Consider the following 21,701-nt stretch of genomic DNA (forward strand, 5'->3'; position numbering starts at 1 on the left):
CCCCTCCTCAGTACAGAACTGTCGGCAATTCACTGGAGCGCAGGTCAAAAGCGTCATGGGACGGCCCAACCTCGTACAATCTCGTGAGGCGGTTGTGGGCTTCGAGAAGGGTGGGGACATGGCCTTCCTCGACCCACCACAACACCATCCGAGGGCTTGAGATGGGATTGAACCACTCCCTCCCACGCCGCATGAGCGCCTTGTGCGGGGTGTTGTAGAGAAAGTCCTTGAGCGACTCGACATTCCTCCACAGCGAGAGCGTGTAGAGATAGCCCTCGCCCCATAACTGATCCAGGAGCGGCTGGTCCTCATCGGTCTCACGCCAGATGAATCCCGGATGCTGTTCCGCCAAACCGTTCACATAACCGGTCGAGCTATAGAATCCTTCCATTCTTCTGTCCCCTTTGGGGAACCTGGGCTTCACAAGATCGAACTGTGCAAGTCTTCGTTTCATGACGCCTCCCAGCTTTGGACTTCAATAATGTTTCTATCGGGATCACGGACGTAAACAAAAGTGCAAACACCCACCCCCTCGACAGGTTGTTTCGCCAACTTGCCAAGCAGCCATCCGCCTGCCCCGATCACTTTTGCGCATACCGCTTCAAGATCAGAAACTTCGAATGCGACGTGGGTAAAACCACGCGAATTGGCAAACTTTTCCGGCGCGCCTCGGAAGTCGCCATACTGGAATACTTCCAGCGTTGGACCGTCATCCCCGTACCCTGGCAGTCGAAGATGAAGGCCTTCGATCTCTGGTTGGACCAATCCAGTTCCATCTGCAACTGATTGCCCTGAAAGCCGACGCACGGGGCCGACTGGAACACAGCCGAAAACATCAATATAGAATCTGGCTATCTTTCTCCAGTCGCTTGCGACGAGGTTAGTATGTGAATACTTGACCTTGGCCATGCTTACCCCCGAACTTAGTCTCGAAAGACAAAAGTCTCATGCTCGACTTGCCGATCCTTATCCCGCGCCCGTTCCCACGTGGTATTGAGAATGATACGAACTACATCTTGAGTCAGCGGCTTTACCCGATGCAGCGTGGTATCGGCCTTAAGCAGATAAACATCACCAGTGAGGTGAAAGTAAGAGTCGATCTTGTTTTCCACCAACAGGTTTTCTACCCGGGGGGACTGCTTGTCCCAATTAGTATGTGGTACGCACTCCAGCAGCCCTCCGGCCTCAAGCGCCGGGGCTTCGACGATCCAAATGATCGTGTAGGGGTAGTCGCCCCAATGCCAACCATGGGTATCGCCTGACTTGTGCTGGCTGTTGATGATGAAGTTATCCCATTTCCATGGAGTTGGGATAACTTCCTCCTTGACTATATGCCCTATCAAACTCATCAAGTAACGAGACTTATAAGCATTCGGAATATATCGTCCATGAGCCTCGATGCTTTCTTGGGGAACATTGCTCAAGTAACGCGGGGTATTACCGGTTGACTCAATTAAAAAATCCCGGCGCTTGGAAAAATTTGCCAACAGATACTTTACATCCTCAGAAATTCGATCTCGCACATCAGGATCGATCAAGTGATTTATTTTTAAGTACCCATCTCTGGCGAACCGATGTTGCTCCCAAAAAAAGTCGCGACCTTCGAAAGGGTCTGTTTCCAGTATATCCTTCCCCTGCTCCATACCTTTTTTAACAGCAGCACTATCTGACATAAGAACACTCCGCACTTATCAAGGGGTCATGCATTTACCAACAGATTCAAATCCTAACCCCTAACTTTGCACGGATACACCCCACACACAGACTTGCACTCGTTCCTCAAACCATATAATTCACTCTTAAAAGTATCGCACCTTAATACTTCTGGTCAGATAGCCGACCTGACTGGAGGCGGTGGAAGCAGCGAGAAACCGATGGTGAGCCCGCGGTTGACCGTTGTCCCTTGGGCGCTGCTCTCTATTTAGTTGGCATCGCGGTAAGCACTTCGCCTCAACTGACTCGCGCTAACTCTTTGCTGCCCGACCGCGCATTCCTGGGTACCTGAGGCGGCTGGAGTTGTGGATAAAGTCGAGAAGACCCAAATTACTGACCAGCAATAGCAGGTGTTTCGGGTTTCGATGGTGTGCGCAAGCGAGAAGTGACGCACTTCGGCAAAGGTCGGCACCGGGGAGATGCTTAACGCCGCCAGGCTCGAGCCCCAAGGGCCACGACGGCGACCTTGAAGGAGTGTCGACGGTTGAGATTTATCGTGCACTTCTTATCAGATTTGAGCGCTCGAACATGGCCAGCGCCTCTAGGTAGTCGCGGCGGCGGCCAATGGATGGCCGCCAAGAAGTGAGACTAATAAGCCATCGAGAAGGTGCGATGACATGGGTCATGGTCCGATCACACATCAATTTCGGAAATGGACTACATCATCAAACGCCAGCTACCTGTTAGCTTCACGAAAAAGCCTACGGATGGTGCCCCGATGAACAATAACTACAGCCGTGTCGCAATCTTCATGTGCGTATTCTTACTGGCAGCATGGTCAATGGCTGAACCTTTAAAAGCCTCCCCTGCCATCACCGCCGAAGCCGCCCGGACAATGACCGCCGCCGCCGAGCGCGCCGCCCGCGCCCAGGGCTACGCCATCGTCATCAGCATTGTCGACAACCATGGCAACCTCAAGCACTTCCACCGTATGGACGGCGCCAGCAGCGGCAGCATTCAGGTAGCACAGCTCAAGGCCATGACCTCGGCCCGCTTTCCGCTTTCTTCCAGATCGCTCGCAGACAGAAGTGCCGGGCTTCCCGCCAACCCCTACGCGTCATTGCCGGGCTTCACTCTGCTAGGCGGCGGCCTGCCGATCATGGACGCCAACGGTCAGCATATCGGCGGCATCGGTATCAGCGGCGCGACGCCCGAGCTGGATGCGCAGTTCGCCCAAGCTGCGCTGGATGACGACGACGTCTGAACTGGCACAGGTTCTCTGTGCGGCAGGGACTTGGAAAAATTTTTTTGGGTACTTGAGGCGGCTTATTGATAGCTATCAATGGATAAGGCTAGTCAAGAATCGAGAAGGTGCTACGCCCTATCGCAGCAGATGCTGCCGCTATCAGGTACCGCGTCGCCTGCTTCGCGGGCCAGCCCGCCCTCATAGAACAACAGATAACTTATTGATTTAGCAGGGGCTCTGTGGGAGCGGGCGTGTCGAGGCGTCGAACCGCCGCGAACACCGGCGCAGCCGGTGCCGTCCACCGCGTTGGATTCTTCGCGGGCGCGCCCGCTCCCACAGAGGCCGCGTCGCGCTTACGAATTGAGTTCTCTGCGCGACAGCGCAGCCCATAGGGCTGGGTGATCTCCCACAGGTGCTGCGCATGCTTCGAGATAACGCGGCACCTGTGCAGGCTGTGTGGGAGCGGCTTCAGCCGCGAACACCGGCAACGCCGGTGCCATCCACCGCTGGCCAATCAGCAAGGCGGCAGGTTGCGCACCACATTCAGCGCCGCGCTGCTCTGGGCCACCGGCATGATCTCGACGGTATTGATGTTCACATGCGCCGGCTGCTCGGCGATCCAGGCCACCGTAGCAGCGATGTCCTCCGGCAGAAGGGCTTGCACATCACGATAGAGGGCTTGCACGGCATCCAGGTCGCCATTCAGGCGCACCATCGAGAAGTCGGTGCCTGAGCACAGCCCCGGCTCGATGTTGCTCACCCGCACGCGGGTGCCCGCCAGGTCGGCGCGCAGGTTGAGGCTGAACTGGCGGACGAAGGCCTTGCTGGCGCCATACACGTTCCCGCCCGGGTAGGGATAGGTGCCGGCGATAGAGCCGATGTTGATGATCATGCCGCTGTCGGCTTCCACCATCTGCGGCAGGATCTTGTGGGTAACCATGGCCAGGCCGGTGATGTTGGTGTCGATCATCCGCTGCCAGTTTTCCGCGCTGCTGGCCTGGGCACGGTCTACGCCCAGCGCCAATCCGGCGTTGTTGACCAGCAGATCGATCTGCAGGGAAGCATCACGAATCTGCTCGACCGCCGTTTCAAGCGACATCGGGTCGGTGACATCCAGCGCCAGCGGAATGAAATTGACGCCAAGTTCTGCCTCCAGGGCCCGCAGTTTGTCCATGCGCCGGGCGCCACCAATCACGCGGTAGCCTTTGCCGATCAGGCTGCGGCAGATAGCCCGGCCAAAGCCCGAGGAGGCGCCGGTTGCGAATGCGGTTTTCATCAGTTGTCTCCTATGGATTGGATCAGACCAGGTACTTCACGCCCAGGCTGGTGAACAGGCAGAGCATCGAGAACACCAACGCCTTGCGCACCACTTCGTTGCCTTTACGCAGGGTCAGGGCGCTGCCCATGTGGTTACCGAGGATGTTGCAGGCCACCAGCGGCAACGCCAGCAGGTAGACAACCTTGCCGGCAATCACGAAGGCCACCAGGGCCCCAATGTTGGAAGCGAAGTTGAAGGTTTTGGAGTTGGCCGAAGTGGACACCAGGTCCATGCGCAGCAGGTAATGGAAGGCGATGATGAACATGCTGCCGGTACCGGGGCCTAAAAAACCGTCATAGAAACCAATGGCCAGGCAGGTCAGCGGCACCACCGTATACAGCATGCGCGATGACAGTTCGCGCTCCTCGACCGGGCGGTCCTTGGGGGTGAGGAAAATGAGGATGCCGAACGGGATCAGCGCCAGGATGATCTTGCCTACTGCCTCTTGGGAGATAGACACGATCAGGTGCGCCCCCAGGTAGGCTCCGAGCAGCGAGAACGGCACCCCGACCAGCGCTACCTGCCAGACCATCTTGCTATTGGCCAGGAAGTTGCGGATGGCCGCCAGCGTGCCGAGGGTACTGACCAGTTTTTCCTGGCCCAGGGCCACCTGGGGCGGCATGCCAACCAGCAGAAAGCCTGGCACCAGAAACAACCCGCCACCACCGGCAATGCTGTCGACGAAGCCGGCAATGAAGGCGATCGCGCCGAGCATGAAGATCGCCAGCACCCAATGTTCCGCCCAGAAGGCGCCTAACAGCTCCATGGCATTACTCCCTTGCATCCGCATATTGAATCGATTCAATTATTGTATTTACAAAAATATAATCGATTCAATTTATTTTTCACACGTCCGCGCTACGAATTGATGCGACTTAATTAACACTATGATTTCATTAGATTTTATTAGAATCGCTAGCGCATAGTCTCAATGGCGAGAGCCTGCGGATCGCCATGCACCGCACCTACATGACGAACACGAACGACTCAATCGAGGTAGTTTATGCGCAAGAATCTCAATTACACTCCTCAGACCTTTCGTGCTAGGCTTCCGCGTTCTCGCAGACTCTGGTGCCATTTCTATGTGGGTTCCTCATTACAGCGACCTGACGCAGCCGGTCTACCTGATGATCGCCGACGCCCTTGAGCAAGACATTGGCAGTGGTCGGCTGATGGCTGGCGAACGCTTGCCCACGCTCAAGGACCTGGCCGAATCACTGAAGGTGACCCCTGGCACCATCGGGCGCGCCTATGACGAAGCCGCCAAGCGCGGCCTGGTGGTGGGCGAAGTCGGCCGCGGTACATTCGTGCTGCAGCAGCGGCAGGTGCAAAGCCCTACCCCAGCCGCACGACCGAAACCCGCAAGCACCGAGCGCGAGAGCGGCCAGATCGACCTATCGATCATCAAGCCCAACGACGCCCACATGACCGACTGGCTGCGCGGGGCCATCAATGAACTGGCCGAGTCGCCTGACCTGGCTCAGGTGTTGGACTATGTCACCGAGGGCGGCCACGCGACCCACAAGCAAGCCGGCGCAGCCTGGATCCAGCGCTGGTTGCCGGAGGCACGCTGGCAGCAGGTGGTGCTGACTGCCGGCGCCCAGCACGGCCTGCTGGTGGCCATCAGCAGCCTGTCGAAGAGCGATGATGTGGTGCTGTGCGAGTCGTTCTGCTACCCAGGTATCATCTCGCTGGCCCACAGCATGGGCCGCCGCCTGCGGGGCGTGGCCATGGACGAGTACGGGCTGGTTCCCGAGGCGCTGCGCGCGGCGTGCCTGGAGCACCGCCCTTCGCTGCTGGTTTGCGTCACCACACACCAGAACCCGACCAACTCGATCATGCCCCATGCGCGGCGCGAGGCCATCGCTGAAATCGCCCGCGAATTCGACCTGTTCATCGTCGATGACGACATCTACGGTTTTCTCGAACCAGCACCGGATTACAAGCCGCTTGCCGCGTATGCCCCTGAGCGCTCGGTGTACCTCACCAGCCTGTCCAAGAGTGTGCTGCCGGCACTGCGCATCGGTTACCTGTACGCCCCACCGCAAACCCTGTCGCGGCTATCGTCGATGGTACGTAGCAGCGTCTGGATGCCCTCACCGTTGATGGCACAACTGGCCAGCAACCTGATCAACAGCGGTATGGCCGACCAGTTGGTGCAGGTACAGCAGCAGGAAGCGGCCGAACGCCAGCAAATGGCCCGAGAGATCCTGGGCAAGTACAGAATCCGCAGCCAGCCCAACAGTTTCCACATCTGGCTGGAGCTGCCCGAGCCCTGGACCAGTGACGAGTTCGCCAATCTGGCGCGCAGTAATGGCGTCACGGTAGTCAGTGGCAGCCAGTTCCTGCCCGAGCGCAGCCATGCCACCTGCGCCGTGCGTATCGCCCTGATGGCGCCCAGCCGCCAGGAGCTGGGCTTTGCCCTGACCAAACTGGTTAGCCTGCTGGATTCGCCGGAGCCGCGGTTGTTCTATTGATCAGACTTGGTACTTGACCAAATCCGGGGCCGCGCAAGCTGTTTAGATTTTGAGGAAGACAGTTGCTCCCACAGGCCATAAAAAACCCAGGGCAAATGCCCTAATGCCAGTCAGTTAAGCGATTGGGGCCGCTTTGCGGCCCATCGCCGGCAAGCCGGGCTCCCACAGGAACAGTGCAGACCTCAAGCTTTGCGCGGTCCCTGTGGGAGCTGGCTTGCCGGCGATGGGCTGCACAGCAGCCCCAATGTGCCTTATAGGCTTAACTGACTGGCATTAATTAGGGCAAATCCCCGGGTTTCTGACCTGGCTGAACGCCTACCGCTCTGATCAGAACGGAATATCGTCATCGAAGCTGTCAAAGTCGGCCGCCGGCTGCGGTGCAGGCTGCTGCGGCGCCGGGCGCTGAGGGGCCTGTTGCGGGCGCGGGGCCTGCTGGCGTGGGGCCTGGTTGTACTGCTGCTGGCCACCGCCGTAGTTGCCGCCACCCTGGTTGTACGGGTCACCGCCCTGCTGCTGGTTCTGCGGACGGCCGCCGAGCAACTGCATGGTGCCGTTGATGTCGACGATGATCTCGGTGGTGTAGCGCTTGATACCGTCTTTTTCCCACTCGCGGGTCTGCAGCTTGCCTTCGATGTAGCACTGCGAACCCTTGCGCAGGTACTCGCCAGCGATTTCGGCAACCTTGCCGAACAGCGACACACGGTGCCACTCGGTACGCTCGACCTTCTGGCCCGACTGCTTGTCGGTCCACTGCTCGCTGGTAGCCAGGCTCAGGTTGGTCACGGCGTTACCGTTGGGCAGGTAGCGGACTTCGGGATCCTGGCCACAAGTGCCGACCAGAATGACTTTGTTAACCCCACGGGCCATAACGTTCTCCTAGGCTTCGCACGCCGAAGAGGCTGGATTCACCAGTCGCTCGAGGGTCGCACGGTCCAAAATTTTCGTATCCAGTTTGATATAGATGGCCGCTTCCTCAGCAACCACCACAGCGTCGGTCACACCCGGCACGGCCATCAGTCGCTCGGTCAGGCCGGCTTCCCGGGCCGCCTCTGGCGTCAGCGGCATGCGCAAGCTGGTCACATACGGCGGCTCGTTCATGGACAACGCGACGATCAGCCAGATTGCACACAACACCGCACAGCCGAGGAATACCGTGTCCAGCCCACCGTGCTGGAACAGCCAGCCACCCAGAATTCCACCCAGTGCCGCACCAAGGAACTGGCTGGTGGAATAAACCCCCATTGCCGTACCCTTGCCACCGGCAGGCGACACCTTGCTCACCAGCGAAGGCAGCGAGGCCTCCAGCAGGTTGAATGCGGTAAAGAATACCACGGTGCCAATCACCAGTCCGCGCAAACCGTCAGCCCACTCCCAGAAGTATATCTCTGTCAGCAGCAGGACACTGACTGCACCGGCCAACACACGCTTCATCTTGCGCTTTTTTTCGCCGTAGATGATGAACGGCACCATTGCAAAAAATGAGATGAACAGTGCGGTCAGGTAGACCCACCAATGCTGCTCTTTTGGCAGCCCGCCACGCTCGACGAAGGCCAGGGGCAGCGCGACGAAGCTGGCCATGAGGACGGCGTGCAGCACGAAGATGCTCACGTCCAGGCGCAAAAGGTCCGGATGACGCAGGGTCGGGCCGAGTGCTTTGTGCGCCACACCCGACTCGCGATGCTGCAGAAGGCTGTGGGTACTGGGCACGACGAAGGCGATCAGCAGGATGCCGACCAGGGCAAGCCCGGCAGTGGCCAGGAACAATCCTGACAAACCAAAGGCACTTGTCAGCAGTGGCCCGACGACCATGGCCACAGCAAACGACAGGCCGATGCTCATGCCGATCATGGCCATGGCCTTGGTCCGGTGTTGTTCACGGGTCAGGTCCGAGAGCAGCGCCATGACGGCAGCCGAAATTGCCCCGGCACCTTGCAGGATGCGCCCCGCGATCACCCCCCAGATAGAGTCGGCCTGGGCCGCCAGGACGCTGCCCAGGGCAAAGATCACCAACCCCAGGTAGATGATCGGGCGCCGCCCGATGCGGTCGGAAATCATCCCGAACGGAATCTGCAATACCGCCTGGGTCAGGCCATAGGCCCCAATAGCCAGGCCAATCAGCGCAGGTGTGGCACCGGCCAGGTCCATGCCGTAGGTGGCCAGTACCGGCAAGACCATGAACATGCCCAGCATACGAAAGGCAAAGACCAGGGCCAGGCCACCAGCAGCGCGGGTTTCGCTGCTGCTCATGCGCTCGTTGTGGGTGTCATGCATGGCGTAACCTCGTGTGAACCGGCGGCGATTCTATCAGTCCGACAGCTTGACGGCATCTACGCGACGCTTTGCCGCGTACTGGCAGGGGGCCGTATAATTCTTTGTTTATGCCCGCCAAGCGAGGCCGCAGTGGACAAGATCCTGATTCGTGGGGCACGTACCCACAACCTGAAGAACATCGACCTGACCTTGCCCCGGGACAAGCTGATCGTGATCACCGGCCTGTCCGGTTCCGGCAAGTCTTCGCTGGCGTTCGATACCCTGTACGCCGAAGGCCAGCGCCGCTACGTGGAATCGTTGTCGGCCTACGCCCGGCAATTCCTGTCGATGATGGAAAAGCCCGACGTCGACACCATCGAAGGTCTGTCCCCGGCAATCTCCATCGAACAGAAATCGACGTCGCATAACCCGCGCTCGACGGTCGGCACCATCACCGAAATCTACGACTACCTGCGCCTGCTGTACGCCCGCGTCGGTACCCCACGCTGCCCGGACCACGACATTCCGCTGGAGGCGCAAACCGTCAGCCAGATGGTCGACCTGGTGCTGGAGCGCCCCGAAGGCAGCAAGCTGATGCTTCTGGCGCCGGTGGTGCGCGAGCGCAAGGGCGAGCACCTGGCAGTGTTCGATGAAATGCGCGCGCAGGGTTTCGTACGCGCCCGGGTCAACGGCAAGCTCTATGAGCTTGATGAGTTGCCCAAGCTAGATAAGCAGAAGAAGCACAGCATCGATGTGGTAGTAGACCGCTTCAAGGTGCGCGCCGACCTGCAGCAGCGCCTGGCCGAATCGTTCGAAACCGCGCTGAAACTGGCCGACGGGATTGCCCTGGTGGCACCGATGGACGACGAGCAAGGCGAAGAGACGATCTTCTCCGCCCGTTTCGCCTGCCCGGTGTGCGGCCACGCGATCAGCGAGCTTGAGCCCAAGCTGTTTTCCTTCAACAACCCAGCGGGTGCCTGCCCGACTTGCGACGGCCTGGGTGTGAAGCAGTTCTTCGACACCAAGCGCCTGGTCAATGCCGAGCTTACCTTGGCCGAGGGTGCCATCCGCGGCTGGGACCGCCGCAACGTGTACTACTTCCAGATGCTCGGCTCACTGGCGGCACACTACGGCTTCAGCCTGGAAGAGCCATTTGGCGAGCTGTCTGCCGAGCACCAGAAGGTGATCCTGCAAGGCAGCGGCAAGCACAGTGTCGACTTCAAGTACCTCAACGACCGCGGCGATATCGTCAAGCGCTCGCACCCGTTCGAAGGCATTGTGCCGAACTTGGAGCGCCGCTACCGCGAGACCGAATCGGCCACCGTGCGTGAAGAACTGGCCAAGTTCCTCGGCACCCAGCCCTGCCCGGACTGCCGCGGCACCCGCCTGCGTCGCGAAGCGCGCCACGTGTGGGTTGGCGAGAAAACCCTGCCGGCGGTCACCAACCTGCCCATTGGCGATGCCAGCAGCTATTTTGCCGAACTGACCCTGACCGGCCGCCGCGGCGAAATTGCCTCGAAAATCCTCAAGGAAATCTGCGAACGCCTGCAATTCCTGGTCAACGTCGGCCTCGACTACCTCACCCTGGACCGCAGTGCCGACACCTTGTCGGGGGGCGAGGCCCAGCGTATTCGCCTGGCCAGCCAGATCGGCGCAGGCCTGGTGGGGGTGATGTACATCCTCGACGAACCGTCGATCGGCCTTCATCAACGCGACAACGACCGCCTGCTGGCTACGCTCAATCACCTGCGCGACCTGGGTAACACGGTCATTGTGGTGGAGCATGATGAAGACGCCATCCGCCTGGCGGACTACGTGGTGGACATCGGCCCAGGTGCGGGCGTACATGGCGGGCAGATCGTTGCCGAGGGTTCGCCGCAGGAGATCATGGACCATCCTGACTCGCTGACGGGCAAATACCTGTCAGGGCGCAAGAAGATCGTCGTGCCCGCCAAGCGCACGCCGCGCAACAAGAAGCTGCAACTCAAGCTGAAGGGGGCACGCGGCAACAACCTGCAGAATGTTGACCTCGAGGTGCCGATTGGCTTGTTGACGTGCGTGACCGGGGTATCTGGCTCGGGCAAATCGACGCTGATCAACAACACCCTGTACCCGCTGGCAGCGACCGCCCTGAATGGCGCGAGCAGCATCGAGGCGGCGCCGCACAGCAGCATGGACGGCCTGCAGCACCTGGACAAGGTCGTGGATATCGACCAGAGTCCGATTGGCCGTACGCCGCGCTCGAACCCGGCTACCTACACCGGCATTTTTACTCCGATCCGTGAGCTGTTCTCCGGCGTGCCCGAGTCGCGCTCCCGCGGTTATGGCCCTGGGCGCTTCTCGTTCAACGTCAAGGGCGGCCGCTGCGAGGCCTGCCAGGGCGATGGCTTGATCAAGGTGGAAATGCACTTCCTGCCCGACATCTACGTACCCTGCGACGTCTGCAAGAGCAAGCGCTACAACCGCGAGACCCTGGAGATCAAGTACAAGGGCAAGAACATCCACGAGGTGCTGGAGATGACCATCGAGGATGCCCGCGAGTTCTTCGATGCGGTGCCGGCGTTGGCGCGCAAGCTGCAAACACTGATGGACGTGGGTTTGTCCTACATCAAGCTGGGGCAATCAGCGACCACGCTGTCCGGTGGTGAGGCGCAGCGGGTGAAGCTGTCGCGTGAGCTGTCCAAGCGTGACACCGGCAAGACCCTGTATATCCTCGACGAGCCGACTACGGGCCTGCACTTTGCCGATATCCAGCAACTGCTGGATGTGCTGCACCGCCTGCGCGACCACGGCAACACCGTGGTGGTGATCGAGCACAACCTGGACGTAATCAAGACGGCCGACTGGCTGGTGGACCTGGGGCCTGAGGGTGGCTCCAAGGGTGGGCAGATCATTGCCTGCGGTACGCCGGAGGAACTGAGCGAGATGAAACAGTCGTATACCGGGTATTACCTGAAACCGCTGCTGGAGCGGGATCGGGCCTGAGGCATTTGGGGGCGCTTTGCGCCCCATCGCGACACAAGGCCGCTCCTACAGGCGATCGCATGAACCTTTGGGTTGCGCGATCGCCTGTAGGAGCGACCTTGTGTCGCGATGGGCTGCAAAGCAGCCCCCGGCTATTACATCTGCGATTGCAGGTAATTTTCCAGGCCAATGGCCTTGATCAGACCCTGCTGCTTTTCCAGCCAGTAGGTATGATCTTCTTCAGTGTCGGCCAACTGCGCACGCAGAATGTCGCGGCTGACATAGTCCTTGTGCAATTCGCACAACTCGATGCCTTTGCACAACGCAGCGCGCACTTTGTATTCAAGCTTGAGGTCGGCTTCGATCATTTCCGGCACGGTGCTGCCGACTTCCAGGTCGTCTGCACGCATGTCAGGCGTACCTTCGAGCATGAGGATACGACGCATCAGCGCATCAGCGTGTTGCGCCTCTTCTTCCATCTCGTGGTTGATACGCTCGTAGAGTTTGGACAGGCCCCAGTCTTCGTACATGCGCGAATGAATGAAGTACTGGTCGCGTGCCGCCAGTTCGCCCTTCAGCAGCGTGACGAGGTAGTTGATTACGTCTGGATGGCCTTGCATCGCCCTGTTTCTCCATGTGGAAGCTTCTATGCCACATAGTGTGAACCAGCTTTTGCCCAGGGTCACTGAAAAACGCGCGAACCGTGCAAAAAATCGTCTAAACAGTAGTGATATTCATTGAAAAACCGCCCAAATGAGGGCGGTTCTTCTTATCACTTCGAGTTAAGCGAGATTCACGCCCAACGCCTTGGCGATGCCTTCGCCATAGGCCGGGTCGGCCATGAAGAAATACTGCAACTGGCGCTGGATGACATCGTCACTGACACCCGCCATGGCCCCGGCGATGTTGCTGATCAGCAGCGCCTTCTGCTCGTTGCTCATCAAGCGGAACAGCGCGCCGGCGTGGCTGTAGTAGTCGTTGTCCTCACGGTGATCATGGCGGTCCGCTGCACCGGTGAGCGCCAGTGCAGGTTCAGCGTGACGCGGTGACTGCTTGGGTGCGTCGGCGTAGCTGTTAGGCTCGTAATTCGGCGCCGCGCCATAACTGCCGGTCGCCATGGAGCCGTCGCGCTGGTAGCTGTGCACAGCGCAGCGCGGTGCATTCACCGGCAGTTGCTGGTGGTTGGTACCGACACGGTAGCGGTGGGCGTCAGCGTAGGCGAACACGCGGCCCTGCAGCATGCGGTCGGGTGACAGACCAACGCCAGGCACCATGTTGCTTGGCCCAAACGCTGCTTGCTCGACTTCAGCGAAATAGTTGAGCGGGTTTCGGTTAAGCTCCAGCACCCCCACCTCGATCAGCGGGTAGTCCTTCTGCGACCAGGTCTTGGTAACGTCGAACGGGTTTTCCTCACGGCTCGCCGCCTCCGCTTCGCTCATGACCTGCATGCACACGGTCCAACGCGGGTAGTCGCCACGCTCGATGGCTGCAAACAAGTCGCGCTGAGCATAGTCCGGATCGGTACCGGCCAGGCGTGCCGCTTCTGCGGGGGCGAGGTTCTTGATGCCTTGCTGGGTCTTGAAGTGCCACTTCACCCAGGTGCGCTCGCCTTGCTGGTTGATCAGGCTGTAGGTGTGGCTGCCAAAGCCGTGCATGTGGCGATAGCCATCCGGGATGCCTCTATCCGAGAACAGAATGGTCACCTGATGCAGCGCTTCAGGCGAATGCGACCAGAAGTCCCACATCATCTGGGCGTTCTTGAGGTTGGTCTGTGGGTGGCGCTTCTGGGTGTGGATAAAGTCCGGGAACTTCAACGGGTCGCGAATGAAGAACACGGGGGTGTTGTTGCCCACAATGTCCCAGTTGCCTTCTTCGGTATAAAACTTTACAGCGAAGCCACGCGGGTCACGCTCGGTATCGGCTGAACCACGCTCGCCACCAACGGTGGAAAAACGCAGGAAGGTTTCGGTTTGCTTGCCGATTTCGCCGAAAAGCTTGGCGCTGGTGTAGGCCGTTATATCGCGGGTGACGGTGAAGGTGCCGTACGCACCCGAACCCTTGGCGTGTACGCGGCGCTCCGGAATGTTCTCGCGATTGAAATGGGCGAGCTTCTCGATGAGGTGGAAGTCGTCGAGCAACAATGGGCCACGTGGGCCGGCGGAGCGGGAGTTCTGGTTGTCGGCTACTGGTGCACCGCTGGCGGTGGTAAGAGTCTTGCTCATGGGCTCTCCTTATCGGTCTTGGAACGCCGGCTGATCGGCTATGGGGAGAGTATCGATGAGCCGGACTACGAGAACAAATTCATTAGATGACTTGTATCAATAGAAATAAACAATAGTTGCAGACACAAAAAACCGGGCACTAGGCCCGGTTCTTTGTAGCAGACAGAACGTCTTACTCAGCAGCTTCTACAGCACCGCCGACAGGACGATCAACCAGCTCGACGTACGCCATAGGCGCGTTGTCGCCAGCGCGGAAACCGCACTTCAGGATGCGCAGGTAGCCGCCCTGACGGGTGGCGTAGCGCTTGCCCAGGTCGTTGAACAGTTTGCCAACAGCGGACTTCGAACGGGTACGGTCGAAGGCCAGACGACGGTTAGCAACGCTGTCTTCCTTGGCCAGGGTGATCAGCGGCTCGGCAACGCGGCGCAGTTCCTTGGCTTTCGGCAGGGTGGTTTTGATCAGCTCGTGCTCGATCAACGACACTGCCATGTTCTGGAACATAGCCTTGCGGTGAGAGCTGGTACGGCTCAGGTGACGTCCACTTTTACGATGACGCATGATTCATTCCTTACCAAACACTACGTTCGGTGATTACGACGATCAGGCGGTCGCCTTGTCGTCTTTCTTAAGACTTGCAGGCGGCCAGTTGTCGAGGCGCATGCCGAGAGACAGACCACGAGAGGCCAGGACGTCCTTGATTTCAGTCAGGGACTTCTTGCCGAGGTTAGGAGTTTTCAACAGCTCTACTTCGGTACGCTGAATCAGGTCGCCGATGTAGTAGATGTTCTCCGCCTTCAGGCAGTTGGCCGAACGTACAGTCAGTTCCAGGTCGTCAACCGGACGCAGCAGGATCGGATCGATCTCGTCTTCCTGCTCGACTACGACAGGCTCGCTGTCACCTTTGAGGTCGACGAACGCGGCCAGCTGCTGTTGCAGGATGGTCGCAGCGCGGCGGATAGCCTCTTCAGGGTCCAGGGTGCCGTTGGTTTCCAGATCAATGACCAGTTTGTCCAGGTTGGTACGCTGTTCAACACGGGCGTTCTCGACCACATAGGCGATACGACGCACCGGGCTGAACGAAGCGTCCAACTGCAGACGGCCAATGCTACGGCTTTCGTCTTCGTCGGTTTGACGGGAGTCGGCCGGCTCGTAACCACGACCACGAGCTACAGTGAGCTTCATGTTCAGGGCGCCGTTCGACGCCAGGTTCGCGATTACGTGATCGGGGTTGACGATCTCGACATCGTGATCCAGCTGAATATCGGCAGCGGTAACCACCCCCGAACCCTTTTTCGACAAGGTCAGCGTAACTTCGTCACGACCGTGCAGTTTGATAGCCAGGCCTTTCAGGTTCAACAGGATTTCAATGACGTCTTCCTGAACACCTTCGATCGCGGAGTACTCATGGAGTACGCCATCGATCTCGGCCTCGACTACTGCACAGCCAGGCATGGAGGACAACAGGATGCGGCGCAGCGCGTTGCCCAGGGTATGGCCGAAACCACGCTCGAGAGGCTCGAGCGTAATCTTGGCGCGGGTCGGACTGACTACCTGCACATCAATATGGCGGGGAGTCAGGAACTCATTTACCGAAATCTGCATGGATGCACCTATTTTCTAGCCCTTACTTGGAGTAGAGCTCGACAATCAGGTTCTCGTTGATGTCGGCAGACAGGTCGCTGCGAGCAGGAACGTTCTTGAAAACGCCCGACTTTTTGGCAGCATCCACGTCAACCCACTCAACGCGGCCACGCTGGGCGCAGAGTTCAAGGGCTTGAACAATGCGCAGCTGGCTCAGCGACTTCTCGCGAACCGCGACCACGTCACCCGGACGAACTTGGTAGGATGGAATGTTTACAGTTTTACCGTTGACGCTGATCGCTTTGTGCGAAACCAGCTGACGGGACTCGGAACGAGTCGAGCCGAAGCCCATACGGTAAACGACGTTATCCAGACGGCACTCGAGCAGTTGCAGCAGGTTCTCACCGGTTGCGCCTTTTTTCGAGGCAGCAGCTTGGTAGTAACCGCGGAACTGACGCTCCAGAACACCGTAGATACGACGAACTTTTTGTTTCTCACGCAGCTGGGTGCCGTAGTCGGACTGACGGCCACGGCGCTGGCCGTGGATACCTGGGGCTGCTTCGATGTTGCACTTCGATTCCAGAGCGCGAACGCCGCTCTTCAGGAACAGGTCAGTGCCTTCACGACGAGACAGTTTGCATTTTGGACCAATGTAACGTGCCATTCTTCTGTCTCCTGATTACACGCGACGCTTCTTCGGCGGACGGCACCCGTTGTGCGGGATAGGCGTCACGTCGGTGATGCTGGCGATCTTGTAGCCGCAGCTGTTCAATGCACGAACGGCGGACTCACGACCTGGACCTGGACCCTTGACGTTTACGTCGAGGTTTTTCAGACCGTATTCCAGCGCAGCTTGACCAGCACGCTCAGCAGCAATCTGAGCTGCGAACGGGGTGGATTTGCGCGAACCACGGAAACCCGAACCACCGGAGGTCGCCCAGGACAAAGCATTGCCCTGACGGTCGGTGATGGTCACGATGGTGTTGTTGAAAGATGCATGGATGTGGGCGATGCCATCAACCACTGTCTTTTTAACTTTTTTACGAGGACGAGCAGCAGGTTTTGCCATGTCTATATTCCTGGGCGATTACTTGCGGATCGGCTTACGCGGGCCCTTACGGGTGCGTGCGTTGGTCTTGGTGCGCTGACCGCGAACCGGCAGACCTTTACGATGACGCAGGCCGCGGTAGCAACCCAGGTCCATCAAGCGCTTGATCTTCATGTTGACGTCACGACGCAGGTCACCTTCAGTGGTGAACTTCGCGACTTCGCCACGCAGGGTTTCGATTTGCTCGTCGCTCAGATCCTTGATCTTTGCGGCTGGGTTTACACCAGCGTCTACACAGATCTTCTGTGCAGTTGTGCGACCGACACCATAGATGTAGGTCAGCGAGATAACAGTATGCTTGTTATCTGGAATGTTGACGCCTGCAATACGGGCCATTCAGTGGGACTCCAATTGACAGCTACCTACGCCCCGGAAGCCAAGAAATAGGGCGCGAGATAATATCGCTGTAGAAACGAATAATCAACCCAGCAGCACACTAGCTGCTGGGTTTGAAGCGCAGATCACACTCAGCCTTGGCGCTGTTTGTGACGCGGTTCCGCGCTGCAGATCACTCGTACGACGCCTTCGCGACGGATGATCTTGCAGTTACGGCACAGCTTTTTCACCGATGCACGAACTTTCATTACCGACTCCTCGAACCTTAGGGGCGTATCAGCGCAGCAGACCGCTGCCACCGTAGCCTTTCAGGTTGGCTTTCTTCATCAGGGATTCGTACTGGTGCGAAACGAGGTGCGATTGTACTTGGGACATGAAGTCCATCACAACCACTACCACAATCAGCAACGAGGTCCCGCCAAGGTAGAACGGCACATTTGCTGCCACCACCAGGAACTGGGGCAGAAGGCAGACGGCCATCATGTAAAGAGCACCGAACATGGTCAAACGGGTCAGTACGCCATCAATGTAGCGCGCCGACTGCTCACCAGGACGGATACCCGGAATAAAGGCACCGGACTTCTTCAGGTTTTCCGCTACGTCTTTCGGGTTGAACATCAACGCTGTGTAGAAGAAGCAGAAGAAAATGATCCCTGCACTAAACAGCAGAATGTTCAACGGCTGACCAGGAGCGATCGACTGCGAGATGTCCTGCAACCAGCCCATACCTTCGGACTGACCGAACCAGGCACCCAGCGAAGCCGGGAACAGCAAAATGCTGCTCGCGAAAATGGCCGGGATAACCCCCGCCATATTCACCTTCAACGGCAAGTGGCTGGTCTGCGCAGCGAAGACCTTGCGGCCCTGCTGACGCTTGGCGTAGTGAACGGCGATACGACGCTGACCACGCTCAATGAACACCACGAAACCGATAATCGCTACTGCCAGCAAACCGATTGCGACCAGGGCGAAAATGTTGATATCGCCTGTGCGTGCAGACTCGAAAGACTGCCCGATTGCTCTCGGAAGACCGGCAACGATACCCGCGAAGATCAACATCGAGATACCGTTGCCCACACCGCGCTCGGTGATCTGCTCGCCCAGCCACATCATGAACATCGCGCCCGCCACGAAGGTGGAGACGGCGACGACATGGAAGCCCAGGCCTACAGAAAACGCCACGCCCTGGTTGGCCAGGCCAATGGACATGCCAATGGCTTGAACCAGTGCCAGGATAACGGTGCCGTAGCGGGTGTACTGGCTGATCTTGCGACGGCCAGCTTCACCTTCCTTCTTCAACTGCTCCAGTTGCGGGCTGACCGCAGTCATCAGCTGCATGATGATCGATGCCGAGATGTACGGCATGATCCCCAGTGCAAAGATGCTCATGCGCTCGAGCGCGCCACCGGAAAACATGTTGAACAAGCTAAGAATGGTCCCCTCATTCTGCCGAAACAGATCCGCCAGACGGTCCGGATTGATGCCAGGTACCGGGATATGTGCGCCTATCCGATAGACGATGATCGCCATGAACAGAAAGCGCAGACGAGCCCAGAGTTCCGACATCCCGCCCTTACCGAGCGAAGAGAGAGCACCTTGCTTAGCCATTTATTCCTCGAATTTGCCGCCAGCTGCTTCGATAGCCGCACGCGCACCCTTGGTGGCTGCGATACCCTTGATGGTGACTGCGCGAGTAACTTCGCCAGACAGCATGATTTTCACACGCTGAATGTGCTGGTTGATCACGTTGGCATCCTTCAGGGATTGCACGGAGATCACGTCGCCTTCCACCTTGGCCAGCTCGGACAGACGCACTTCAGCGCGGTCCATGGCTTTCAGGGAAACGAAGCCGAATTTCGGCAGACGACGGTGCAGCGGCTGTTGACCGCCTTCGAAGCCAGGAGCGATCGAACCACCCGAACGGGAAGTCTGACCTTTGTGGCCACGGCCGCCGGTCTTACCCAGACCGCTACCGATACCACGACCTGGACGATGCTTCTCGCGACGGGAACCCGGCGCTGGACTCAGATCATTGAGTTTCATCGATTAGCCCTCGACCTTCAGCATGTAGTAAGCCTTGTTGATCATCCCGCGGTTCTCGGGAGTATCCTGGACTTCTACAGTGTGACCGATGCGACGCAGACCCAGGCCTTTAACACACAGTTTGTGGTTAGGCAGACGGCCCGAGACGCTCTTGATCAGCGTTACTTTTACGGTTGCCATGATCAGAAGATCTCCTCGACGCTCTTGCCGCGCTTGGCAGCAATGGATTCAGGAGATTGCATGGCTTTCAGACCCTTGAAGGTGGCGTAAACCACGTTCACTGGGTTGGTCGAACCGTAGCACTTGGCCAGAACGTTCTGAACACCAGCAACTTCCAGGACAGCACGCATTGCGCCACCGGCGATGATACCGGTACCTTCCGAAGCAGGCTGCATGTAAACCTTCGAGGCGCCGTGGGCAGCCTTGGTGGCGTACTGCAGGGTAGTGCCCTTCAGGTCAACCTGGATCATGTTGCGACGGGCAGCTTCCATGGCTTTCTGGATCGCGGCTGGTACTTCGCGCGATTTGCCACGGCCGAAGCCGACACGACCTTTACCATCACCTACCACGGTCAGCGCGGTGAAGGTGAAGATACGGCCGCCTTTTACGGTTTTGGCAACGCGGTTAACTTGAACCAGCTTCTCGATGTAGCCTTCGTCGCGCTTTTGATCGTTATTTGCCATAACTTAGAACTCCAGCCCGCCTTCACGAGCAGCATCAGCCAGCGCTTTGACGCGGCCATGGTACTTGAAGCCGGAACGGTCAAAGGCAACTTGAGATACACCGGCGGCTTTCGCACGCTCAGCTACCAGCTTGCCAACCTTAGTGGCCGCGTCGATGTTGCCAGTGGCGCCATCACGCAGTTCTTTGTCCAAGGTCGAGGCGCTTGCCAGAACCTTGCTGCCGTCGGCCGAAATGACCTGGGCGTAGATGTGCTGCGAGGAGCGGAACACGCACAGGCGCACGACTTCGAGTTCGTGCATCTTGAGACGTGCTTTGCGAGCGCGACGCAGTCGAATAACTTTTTTGTCGGTCATTTACTAGGCCCTACTTCTTCTTGGCTTCTTTACGACGGACTACTTCGTCCGCGTAACGCACACCTTTACCTTTGTAAGGCTCTGGCGGACGGAAGTCGCGGATTTCAGCGGCCACCTGACCCACCAGCTGCTTGTCGATACCCTTGATCAGGATGTCGGTCTGGCTTGGGGTTTCAGCGGTGATACCGGCTGGCAGTTCGTAGTCCACTGGGTGCGAGAAGCCCAGAGCCAGGTTCAGGACGGTGCCTTTAGCCTGTGCCTTGTAACCAACACCGACCAGCTGGAGCTTGCGCTCGAAGCCTTGGCTTACGCCTTGGACCATGTTGTTCACCAGAGCGCGGGTGGTACCGGCCATGGCGCGAGCTTGCTGGTCACCGTTGCGAGCGACGAAACGCAGCTCGCCAGATTCTTCGGTAACTTCAACAGACGAGTGAACGTTCAGTTCGAGAGTGCCTTTGGCACCCTTCACCGAAAGCTGCTGGCCGGCGAATTTGACTTCGACGCCTGCTGGCAGCTTAACGGGGTTCTTAGCGACGCGAGACATGCCTATCTCCCCTTAGAACACTGTGCACAGAACTTCGCCGCCGACACCGGCAGCGCGCGCAGCGCGATCAGTCATCACACCTTTGTTGGTGGAGACGATAGACACGCCCAGACCGCCACGTACTTTCGGCAGCTCTGCGACGGACTTGTACTGGCGCAGGCCTGGACGGCTGGAGCGCTTCAGTTCTTCGATGACCGGACGGCCTTCGAAATACTTCAGTTCGATCGACAGGGAAGGCTTGGCCTCACCAGTTACCTGGTAGCCAGCGATGTAACCTTCGTCTTTCAGAACTTTGGCAACCGCGACCTTCAGGGTGGAGGAAGGCATGCTTACGACGGACTTTTCAGCCATCTGGGCATTACGGATGCGAGTTAGCATGTCCGCTAACGGGTCCTGCATACTCATGGGCTAGATGCTCCTGATACAAGAATTATTAGCCTTGCGGCTATCACAACCACCCGAACAGGCAGGGGAAAACCCCAGGCTCAGGTGAGCCGGTCATTCTAGACACAAGGTAGAAACGAAACAAGCCCCATGTAGGGGCTTGTTTTATGGCAAGGTCACCGGCGGTCGGAAGATTGCTCCCCTTGCGCCGGGATCTCGCCTGCAGCGATTACCAGGAGGCCTTGACCAGACCTGGTACGTCACCGCGCATTGCAGCTTGACGCAGCATGTTACGGCCCAGGCCGAACTTACGGTATACACCGTGAGGACGACCGGTCAGGCGGCAACGGTTGCGCAGGCGCGAAGCGCTAGCGTCGCGTGGCTGCTTCTGCAGAGCGACTACGGCAGCGAAACGCTCTTCAGGAGAGGCGTTGACGTTGACGATGGTCGCTTTCAGTTCAGCACGCTTCTTAGCGAACTTGGCTACCGTGAGCTGACGCTTCAGCTCGCGGTTTTTCATGCTCTTCTTGGCCATTT

The 21,701-nt window shown here is 58.5% G+C and carries 26 protein-coding genes; 3 read left to right on the forward strand and 23 right to left on the reverse strand.

Annotated features, from left to right (window positions below; genetic code table 11):
• Window positions 1–7: 7 nt before the first annotated feature.
• Genes ACF8SD_RS09755 through ACF8SD_RS09765 form a run of 3 tightly spaced genes read right to left on the reverse strand, consistent with a single transcriptional unit; the run spans window position 8 to window position 1,673 of the window.
• The gene (locus ACF8SD_RS09755; RefSeq protein ID WP_392484325.1) at window positions 8–454 is read right to left on the reverse strand and encodes a DUF3291 domain-containing protein; all 447 of its coding nucleotides are present in this window, start codon (window positions 452–454) and stop codon (window positions 8–10) included.
• Window positions 451–909 (reverse strand): VOC family protein, encoded by a 459-nt coding sequence (locus ACF8SD_RS09760; RefSeq protein ID WP_392484326.1) that lies wholly within the window; start codon window positions 907–909, stop codon window positions 451–453. The genes ACF8SD_RS09755 and ACF8SD_RS09760 overlap by 4 nt, the downstream gene beginning before the upstream one ends.
• Before the next feature lie 14 nt (window positions 910–923).
• A complete protein-coding gene (locus ACF8SD_RS09765; RefSeq protein WP_392484327.1) occupies window positions 924–1,673 on the reverse strand; it encodes an ArpA protein in 750 nt (249 codons plus the stop codon).
• Between the two features lie 692 nt (window positions 1,674–2,365).
• Here ACF8SD_RS09765 and ACF8SD_RS09770 point away from each other — a divergent pair.
• Window positions 2,366–2,917 carry a heme-binding protein gene (locus tag ACF8SD_RS09770; RefSeq protein ID WP_392484328.1) on the forward strand — a complete coding sequence of 184 codons (552 nt, stop codon included), beginning with the start codon at window positions 2,366–2,368 and terminating at the stop codon, window positions 2,915–2,917.
• Between the two features lie 496 nt (window positions 2,918–3,413).
• Here the strand turns inward: ACF8SD_RS09770 and ACF8SD_RS09775 are convergent, their stop codons facing one another.
• Together ACF8SD_RS09775 and ACF8SD_RS09780 are read right to left on the reverse strand one after the other, a co-directional pair.
• Complete coding sequence (locus ACF8SD_RS09775) at window positions 3,414–4,175, reverse strand: SDR family NAD(P)-dependent oxidoreductase (RefSeq protein WP_392484329.1); 762 nt, start codon at window positions 4,173–4,175, stop codon at window positions 3,414–3,416.
• Window positions 4,176–4,197: 22 nt separating this feature from the next.
• Entirely contained in the window at window positions 4,198–4,983 is a 786-nt protein-coding gene (locus ACF8SD_RS09780; protein ID WP_392484330.1) for a sulfite exporter TauE/SafE family protein, read from the reverse strand.
• 316 nt (window positions 4,984–5,299) lie between these two features.
• Between ACF8SD_RS09780 and ACF8SD_RS09785 the strand changes: the two genes are divergently transcribed.
• The gene (locus tag ACF8SD_RS09785; protein ID WP_392484331.1) at window positions 5,300–6,694 is read left to right on the forward strand and encodes a PLP-dependent aminotransferase family protein; all 1,395 of its coding nucleotides are present in this window, start codon (window positions 5,300–5,302) and stop codon (window positions 6,692–6,694) included.
• Between the two features lie 327 nt (window positions 6,695–7,021).
• Here ACF8SD_RS09785 and ACF8SD_RS09790 read toward each other — a convergent pair whose 3' ends face one another.
• Both ACF8SD_RS09790 and ACF8SD_RS09795 read right to left on the reverse strand, forming a co-directional pair.
• Window positions 7,022–7,561: a single-stranded DNA-binding protein gene (locus ACF8SD_RS09790; protein WP_051101244.1), complete on the reverse strand. Its 540-nt coding sequence runs from the start codon at window positions 7,559–7,561 to the stop codon at window positions 7,022–7,024.
• 9 nt (window positions 7,562–7,570) lie between these two features.
• A complete protein-coding gene (locus ACF8SD_RS09795; RefSeq protein ID WP_392484332.1) occupies window positions 7,571–8,965 on the reverse strand; it encodes an MFS transporter in 1,395 nt (464 codons plus the stop codon).
• 129 nt (window positions 8,966–9,094) lie between these two features.
• On the opposite strand from ACF8SD_RS09795, the gene uvrA reads away from it, so the two are divergent.
• The gene (gene uvrA / locus ACF8SD_RS09800; RefSeq protein WP_392484333.1) at window positions 9,095–11,929 is read left to right on the forward strand and encodes an excinuclease ABC subunit UvrA; all 2,835 of its coding nucleotides are present in this window, start codon (window positions 9,095–9,097) and stop codon (window positions 11,927–11,929) included.
• 134 nt (window positions 11,930–12,063) lie between these two features.
• Here uvrA and bfr read toward each other — a convergent pair whose 3' ends face one another.
• The 16 genes from bfr to rpsN form a co-directional block, all read right to left on the reverse strand.
• The gene (gene bfr, locus ACF8SD_RS09805; protein ID WP_009681979.1) at window positions 12,064–12,528 is read right to left on the reverse strand and encodes a bacterioferritin; all 465 of its coding nucleotides are present in this window, start codon (window positions 12,526–12,528) and stop codon (window positions 12,064–12,066) included.
• 162 nt (window positions 12,529–12,690) lie between these two features.
• Window positions 12,691–14,130 (reverse strand): catalase, encoded by a 1,440-nt coding sequence (locus ACF8SD_RS09810; protein ID WP_173887438.1) that lies wholly within the window; start codon window positions 14,128–14,130, stop codon window positions 12,691–12,693.
• 172 nt (window positions 14,131–14,302) lie between these two features.
• Entirely contained in the window at window positions 14,303–14,689 is a 387-nt protein-coding gene (gene rplQ, locus ACF8SD_RS09815) for a 50S ribosomal protein L17 (RefSeq protein ID WP_003255451.1), read from the reverse strand.
• Window positions 14,690–14,731: 42 nt separating this feature from the next.
• Complete coding sequence (locus ACF8SD_RS09820; RefSeq protein ID WP_003255452.1) at window positions 14,732–15,733, reverse strand: DNA-directed RNA polymerase subunit alpha; 1,002 nt, start codon at window positions 15,731–15,733, stop codon at window positions 14,732–14,734.
• A 22-nt stretch (window positions 15,734–15,755) separates the two neighbouring features.
• The gene (rpsD, locus tag ACF8SD_RS09825; protein WP_009681977.1) at window positions 15,756–16,376 is read right to left on the reverse strand and encodes a 30S ribosomal protein S4; all 621 of its coding nucleotides are present in this window, start codon (window positions 16,374–16,376) and stop codon (window positions 15,756–15,758) included.
• A 15-nt stretch (window positions 16,377–16,391) separates the two neighbouring features.
• Window positions 16,392–16,781: a 30S ribosomal protein S11 gene (gene rpsK / locus ACF8SD_RS09830; RefSeq protein ID WP_003255454.1), complete on the reverse strand. Its 390-nt coding sequence runs from the start codon at window positions 16,779–16,781 to the stop codon at window positions 16,392–16,394.
• A gap of 18 nt (window positions 16,782–16,799) precedes the next feature.
• Window positions 16,800–17,156 carry a 30S ribosomal protein S13 gene (gene rpsM, locus ACF8SD_RS09835; RefSeq protein WP_009681976.1) on the reverse strand — a complete coding sequence of 119 codons (357 nt, stop codon included), beginning with the start codon at window positions 17,154–17,156 and terminating at the stop codon, window positions 16,800–16,802.
• A 131-nt stretch (window positions 17,157–17,287) separates the two neighbouring features.
• Complete coding sequence (gene rpmJ, locus ACF8SD_RS09840; RefSeq protein ID WP_002555468.1) at window positions 17,288–17,404, reverse strand: 50S ribosomal protein L36; 117 nt, start codon at window positions 17,402–17,404, stop codon at window positions 17,288–17,290.
• 28 nt (window positions 17,405–17,432) lie between these two features.
• Entirely contained in the window at window positions 17,433–18,764 is a 1,332-nt protein-coding gene (secY, locus tag ACF8SD_RS09845) for a preprotein translocase subunit SecY (RefSeq protein WP_003257108.1), read from the reverse strand.
• Window positions 18,765–19,199, reverse strand: coding sequence for a 50S ribosomal protein L15 (gene rplO / locus ACF8SD_RS09850; protein WP_003255461.1), 435 nt, complete (start codon window positions 19,197–19,199; stop codon window positions 18,765–18,767). It lies immediately after the preceding gene.
• Window positions 19,200–19,202: 3 nt separating this feature from the next.
• Entirely contained in the window at window positions 19,203–19,379 is a 177-nt protein-coding gene (rpmD, locus tag ACF8SD_RS09855; protein WP_003255463.1) for a 50S ribosomal protein L30, read from the reverse strand.
• A gap of 2 nt (window positions 19,380–19,381) precedes the next feature.
• Window positions 19,382–19,882, reverse strand: coding sequence for a 30S ribosomal protein S5 (gene rpsE / locus ACF8SD_RS09860; RefSeq protein WP_003255465.1), 501 nt, complete (start codon window positions 19,880–19,882; stop codon window positions 19,382–19,384).
• A 3-nt stretch (window positions 19,883–19,885) separates the two neighbouring features.
• Window positions 19,886–20,236 carry a 50S ribosomal protein L18 gene (gene rplR / locus ACF8SD_RS09865; protein ID WP_009681973.1) on the reverse strand — a complete coding sequence of 117 codons (351 nt, stop codon included), beginning with the start codon at window positions 20,234–20,236 and terminating at the stop codon, window positions 19,886–19,888.
• 10 nt (window positions 20,237–20,246) lie between these two features.
• Window positions 20,247–20,780: a 50S ribosomal protein L6 gene (gene rplF, locus ACF8SD_RS09870; protein WP_009681972.1), complete on the reverse strand. Its 534-nt coding sequence runs from the start codon at window positions 20,778–20,780 to the stop codon at window positions 20,247–20,249.
• 12 nt (window positions 20,781–20,792) lie between these two features.
• Window positions 20,793–21,185, reverse strand: coding sequence for a 30S ribosomal protein S8 (gene rpsH, locus ACF8SD_RS09875; RefSeq protein WP_009681971.1), 393 nt, complete (start codon window positions 21,183–21,185; stop codon window positions 20,793–20,795).
• Between the two features lie 208 nt (window positions 21,186–21,393).
• Window positions 21,394–21,699 carry a 30S ribosomal protein S14 gene (rpsN, locus tag ACF8SD_RS09880; RefSeq protein WP_009681970.1) on the reverse strand — a complete coding sequence of 102 codons (306 nt, stop codon included), beginning with the start codon at window positions 21,697–21,699 and terminating at the stop codon, window positions 21,394–21,396.
• Window positions 21,700–21,701: the final 2 nt, after the last annotated feature.

This window comes from Pseudomonas sp. CJQ_9, from assembly GCF_043106615.1.
GTDB classification, from domain to species: Bacteria; Pseudomonadota; Gammaproteobacteria; order Pseudomonadales; family Pseudomonadaceae; genus Aquipseudomonas; species Aquipseudomonas juntendi.